Raw genomic sequence first — 4,400 nt, forward strand, 5'->3', positions numbered from 1 at the left:
GGTGCGGCACAACGTGGCGGCGCTGGCCCTGACGGCGGCGACCTTGATTCCGATGGCGGCGGCATGCTCTGATTCCGGCTCCAATCAATCCCAGTCGTCCCAGTCGTCCGCGCCGTCGTCGGGGCAGGGGAGTCATGGACCGTCCTTCCCGCAGTGCGGCGGCATCAGCGACGAGACGGTGAACAAACTGACGCAGATCAACGGGCTGGTCAACACCGCCAAGAACTCGGTCGGCTGCCAGTGGCTGGCCGGCGGCGGGATCCTCGGGCCACACTTCTCCTTCTCCTGGTATCGCGGTAGCCCGATCGGACGCGAACGCAAGACCGAAGAGTTGTCCCGTTCCAGCGTCGAAGACATCAACATCAACGGCCACGGCGGCTTCGTCGCGATCGGCAACGATCCGCAACTGGGTGATTCCCTGTGCGAGGTCGGAATCCAGTTCAACGACGATTTCTTCGAATGGTCGGTGAACTTCAGCCAAAAGCCGTTCCCCGACGCCTGCAATATCGCCAAAGAGCTTGCGCGCCAGACGATTGCGAACTCCAAATGAGGACCACCGTGCGTCGTCGGGTCCTGGTGAGCGTGGCCGTACTGGTCACCGCGATGTCCGTATCGACCGGCTGCACCAGGTCGGTGGGCGGCACCGCGGAAAAGGCGGGCGCGGGTGACACGCCCCGCAACAACAACTCCGAGCAGCAGTACCCGAACTTGCAAAAGGAATGTGAGGTACTGACCACCGACGTGTTGGCCAAGACGGTGGGCGCCGACCCGCAAGACATTCAGAGCACGTTCGTCGGTGCGATCTGCCGCTGGCAGGCGGCCAACCCCGGCGGCCTGATCGACATCACCCGGTTCTGGTTCGAGCAGGGCAGCCTGGCCAACGAGCGCAAGGTCGCTGAGTTCCTGAAATATCAGATCGAGAACCGGACGATCGCCGGCGTGTCCTCGATCGTGATGAAACCGAACGATCCCAACGGCGCCTGCGGTGTGGCCAGCGATGCCGCGGGTGTGGTCGGGTGGTGGGTGAACCCACAGGTGCCCGGTATCGACGCCTGCGGCCAGGCCATCAAACTCATGGAGCTGACGCTCTCGACCAATTCTTGATCTTCGGGCGCTGAAGCGGCAAAGTTGTTGATTTACAGCGTTATTAGGTGTCTTCGACGGGACACGGCATCCCGAGCGCACAGGGGCCGGTGCATGCAACAAACTCTTGACCGCTACGATGGCCCAGGCTCGCCGGCCCGCTGCCCCCTGCACGCGACGTCGACCCGACGTCACTACGCCGCGCAGCACCATCGCTGCAGTCGCACTGCGCCCTTCCCGGCTGGGATGATCTGGGGCGACGGCAAAACATACCCACCGGTCGTACCGTCGGTGAACGACGCGTAGTTCTCAGCGATGCGATCGACAGAGTTAGTTTATTGACACCCGAAACGGTTACCGGCCAATCGCCGTGCCCTATACGATCGACCGATGTCTGAAACACCCTCAAACGAACCATCGTCCGCAGCCGAGGACGTCACCGAATCTGCCCCCGAGCCTGCGGCCGCGCCAGAGACCACGACACACACGTCTCATGCTGCCGGCCCGTCGAAGTTTTCCCGGTGGGCCACCTGGGCGGCGCTGGCGCTGGCCATCATCGCGGTCACGGGCGCTGCTCTCGGGTACTTCTTCCCGAACAAGAGCGCGACGGCCGCGGGCAAATACACCGACCAGCAGCACAATGATGCCAAAAAGCACACTTGCGAAGTGTTCAAGATCGTCGATCGCGCGGTGGTCAGGAACTCGCACCTGAAGAACCCGGAAAACGGCGGGCCGATCGGGGCACTGTCGGTCGCCACCGCGCAGCGCTTCGCGTTCTACGACGGCGGCGCATTCCTGCGCGACCGGGTGGCCGCGGAGCCGGCGACCCCGCAAGACCTGGCCGACAACGCCAACGCGCTGGGGACCCAGCTCGAGGAACTCAGCATCGGATACCTCGCCGGTGCGCAGGACTTCGCTCAGGACGAATTGCGGCAAAATCTCGACGACAAGATCAAAAAGATCGTCGAGATCTGCAAATAGCCCGTCGTAGCACGCGTTAACGCGGCACCTGGAAATCGGTGAGCTCGGCTGAACCGAGTTCTAGATCCTTCCAGCTGCCGGTAAGGCGCAGTACCGCCATCGCCGATGTCGGAAATTTCGCCGAGATACGTTTGGCGACATCGGTGTTGGCGGTGCGCGCGTTGGCCAAGCCCAAGGCCACCTCGGTCATCCTCGGCTCGTGTGCCACCACCAGCAGAACCGAGGCGTCGTCGCTGACGCCGTTGATCTCGTCGATCACGGTGCCCGCGGTGGCGTCGTAGAGCCGCGCGACGTAACGAACCGGCGCGTCAATGCCGGTGCGCGCCAGGGTTTCGCGCGCGCGGGTCGCCGTCGAGCAGAGCACCGCGTCGATCGCCGCCAGATGACTCCGCAACCAGTCGCCCGCCAGCTCGGCTTCACGCTCACCGCGCGGTGCCAGCGGTCGGTCATGGTCGGCCACTCCGTCGGGATAGGCCGATTTGGCGTGGCGGAGCAGCACCAACGTGCGGTCGTGGTCGCTCACCCGATTCAGGTTACGGCAGCGGTCTTACTCGTCTGCGATAACGCGCGCCCACGACTCGCGCACGGTCGCGAGCGCTCGAGGGGCCGTAATGGTGAGCCTCGTCTGCCCGGCGAGCTGCGTCTGCCACGCGGCATCAGATGGGAGGGTGCTCAAATAGGTAATCACCGGGCGGCCGGTTGGTCGGCCCAAACTCTTGGAATAGACGCAGCGGGGTCTCGTCGATAGCGCCAATTCGACTGAGCGCCCAGAGATCCCATAGATCGCGCGGAGGCCGCCGATCAGCCCAAGTGGCCGTTTTTGATGTGGCGAAGGCAGCCAGAGTCGGGACGATGAGTTCCTCACGGTCACCGGACGCGTATCCGCCACAGTGCTGAAAAGCGGCTCAAGCGTGAGCCTTCCGTGAGCACGAGCTATTGCGGGCCACCTGGTCACGTTCGTCAATGTCCGTCGTGTGCTCCAGCCCAGATTTCGGCCCGCAGCAGCGCAGCCGTGAGCCGCTGTTCGGCGGCGATGGCCTTGAGACGCTTCTTGTCGCTGCGTTCATAGAGGGCAGCGATTGCAGGGCGAACCTCCTCCTCGGTATCACCAAGCAAGGGCCGGTGCGCAAGGTCGAGGATCGTTTGCTCCGGCGTCGTAGCAAGTGCTGATCCGAGTGGCATCGGGATGCGTTCTGCGTCTAGGCGATGGGTCTCACGCTTGACGAATTGGACAACAGCTGAACGGTCGATCAGGGTAATTGGCCGGTGCTGCTTGGGTACTGCGACAACAGCCGTCGCCAATGCGCGCGGTATGGCTGAAAGGACGCGGGCCGCGCTGACACCCATGAGCACGGCGTTATCCGCTCCGTAAATGGCCGATGCGATACCTTGATCCGTCGCGCCCCTCAAATCTGTCGACGCAGTAGGCTACAGATATGTCTACATCAACGACGACAATCAGAGTATCGATCCGTACCCGGGACCGTCTCGCCACCCAGGCCCGCGAACGAGGTATCTCCGTTGCTGCCCTCCTAACAGAACTGGCGTCCCGTGCCGAGCATGAGGCATTTTTCCGGGCCGAGCGCGATGCCACCCGCGCCGACTTAGGCATCCTCGGAGTGCGTCACGAAGACAACGCGTGGGACACCACCGCCGGTGACGGACTTGGCTGAACCGCGCCGCGGCGAGCTGTGGTCGGTCGCTCTCGGTGCCGCGCGCGCAGGCGAGCCCGGCAAAAATCGGCCCGCTATCGTCGTTTCCGTCGACGAGATACTTACCGGCGTCGACGACGAACTCGTCGCCTTGGTGCCTGTGTCGAGTTCGCGCTCGGGGTCGCCGTTGCGGCCAAAGGTCTTGCCCACCGAAGGGGTGGACGCCGAGAGCGTGGCCGTTTGCCGCGGCATCCGGGCCGTCTCCCGCAGCCGGTTACTGGAACGGTTGGGCACCCTGGCACCCGCCACAATGCGACAAATCGAACAGGCGCTAACCCTCATCCTGGGCATCAAGTCATAACGAACCGAAAGTTGGCTTATTCCAGCAGTCGACGAGCGAGAAGTTCGGCATTCAGCTCGCGGATTGCATGATCGACGGCTCGCTGATCGGTGAGGTCGATTCCTCGCTCGGCGAGTGCGGTGACGACCTCTTTGGCTGGGCCCCAACGGCTTTCATCGCCAAAGTGCTCGCGGAAAGTAGGTAGCCACTGGCCCAAACCTCGGCCGTGAGCGCGTCGTCGAAGCCAGCAATACGCCGCGCATCACGTAGCAATAGATCCGCCGGCTGCGGTCGTCTAGGCGAACGGTGTGTCGATCTGCTGTTGCCGCGTGTGCGGCGGCCAC

At 63.6% G+C, this 4,400-nt stretch carries 7 protein-coding genes; 5 read left to right on the top strand and 2 right to left on the bottom strand.

All coding sequences use genetic code 11. From position 1 onward, the window contains the following. The first annotated feature begins 52 nt into the window (after positions 1 to 52). The 3 genes from VGG53_RS11865 to VGG53_RS11875 all read left to right on the top strand — a co-directional run bounded on the left by VGG53_RS11865 (position 53) and on the right by VGG53_RS11875 (position 2,064). On the top strand, positions 53 to 550 hold the full coding sequence (locus VGG53_RS11865) for a DUF3558 domain-containing protein (RefSeq protein WP_331518260.1): 498 nt from the start codon (positions 53 to 55) through the stop codon (positions 548 to 550). Beyond that, complete coding sequence (locus VGG53_RS11870) at positions 547 to 1,104, top strand: DUF3558 domain-containing protein (protein ID WP_331518254.1); 558 nt, start codon at positions 547 to 549, stop codon at positions 1,102 to 1,104. Before VGG53_RS11865 ends, VGG53_RS11870 begins: the two co-directional genes overlap by 4 nt. A gap of 369 nt (positions 1,105 to 1,473) precedes the next feature. Further along, positions 1,474 to 2,064 (top strand): hypothetical protein, encoded by a 591-nt coding sequence (locus VGG53_RS11875; protein ID WP_331518255.1) that lies wholly within the window; start codon positions 1,474 to 1,476, stop codon positions 2,062 to 2,064. A 16-nt stretch (positions 2,065 to 2,080) separates the two neighbouring features. Here the strand turns inward: VGG53_RS11875 and VGG53_RS11880 are convergent, their stop codons facing one another. Beyond that, complete coding sequence (locus VGG53_RS11880; protein ID WP_331518256.1) at positions 2,081 to 2,587, bottom strand: histidine phosphatase family protein; 507 nt, start codon at positions 2,585 to 2,587, stop codon at positions 2,081 to 2,083. A 437-nt stretch (positions 2,588 to 3,024) separates the two neighbouring features. Further along, complete coding sequence (locus tag VGG53_RS11885) at positions 3,025 to 3,474, bottom strand: type IV toxin-antitoxin system AbiEi family antitoxin (protein ID WP_414688952.1); 450 nt, start codon at positions 3,472 to 3,474, stop codon at positions 3,025 to 3,027. A gap of 26 nt (positions 3,475 to 3,500) precedes the next feature. Here VGG53_RS11885 and VGG53_RS11890 point away from each other — a divergent pair, with 26 nt between their 5' ends. Both VGG53_RS11890 and VGG53_RS11895 read left to right on the top strand, forming a co-directional pair. After that, complete coding sequence (locus VGG53_RS11890) at positions 3,501 to 3,737, top strand: antitoxin (protein ID WP_331518258.1); 237 nt, start codon at positions 3,501 to 3,503, stop codon at positions 3,735 to 3,737. Beyond that, complete coding sequence (locus VGG53_RS11895) at positions 3,730 to 4,077, top strand: type II toxin-antitoxin system PemK/MazF family toxin (protein WP_331518259.1); 348 nt, start codon at positions 3,730 to 3,732, stop codon at positions 4,075 to 4,077. The genes VGG53_RS11890 and VGG53_RS11895 overlap by 8 nt, the downstream gene beginning before the upstream one ends. The last annotated feature ends 323 nt before the right edge of the window (positions 4,078 to 4,400 follow it).

Source organism: Mycobacterium sp. (assembly GCF_036490025.1).
GTDB lineage: Bacteria > Actinomycetota > Actinomycetes > Mycobacteriales > Mycobacteriaceae > Mycobacterium.

Coding starts and splice junctions, on each gene's coding strand:
- VGG53_RS11865 (WP_331518260.1), top strand. CDS start 53: ATGGCGGCGGCATGCTCTGATTCCGGCTCCAATCAATCCCAGTCGTCC.
- VGG53_RS11870 (WP_331518254.1), top strand. CDS start 547: ATGAGGACCACCGTGCGTCGTCGGGTCCTGGTGAGCGTGGCCGTACTG.
- VGG53_RS11875 (WP_331518255.1), top strand. CDS start 1,474: ATGTCTGAAACACCCTCAAACGAACCATCGTCCGCAGCCGAGGACGTC.
- VGG53_RS11890 (WP_331518258.1), top strand. CDS start 3,501: ATGTCTACATCAACGACGACAATCAGAGTATCGATCCGTACCCGGGAC.